Origin of the sequence: Paenibacillus agri (assembly GCF_013359945.1) — a bacterium.
GTDB classification, from domain to species: domain Bacteria; phylum Bacillota; class Bacilli; order Paenibacillales; family Paenibacillaceae; genus Paenibacillus_AQ; species Paenibacillus_AQ agri.
Map to the genome: position 1 here is coordinate 1 of NZ_JABWCS010000018.1, position 239 is coordinate 239.

The 239-nt window shown below is 54.0% G+C and carries 1 rRNA gene; it reads left to right on the plus strand.

Annotated elements, in window-relative coordinates:
- A 23S ribosomal RNA gene (locus HPT30_RS00080) occupies positions 1-239 on the plus strand; the annotation flags it as partial.

Consider the following 239-nt stretch of genomic DNA (forward strand, 5'->3'; position numbering starts at 1 on the left):
GAAATTACTGTACCACCGTAATCCGCTATGAGCGATGGGGTGACGCAGGAGGGTAGTGACGCGGACTGATGGATGTCCGTCTAAGCAGTGAGGCTGGTGTGTAGGCAAATCCGCACACCGTTAAGGCTGGGCTGTGATGGGGAGCGAAAATTATAGTAGCGAAGGTCATGATCTCACACTGCCAAGAAAAGCCTCTAGTCAGGAGAAGGTGCCCGTACCGCAAACCGACACAGGTAGGC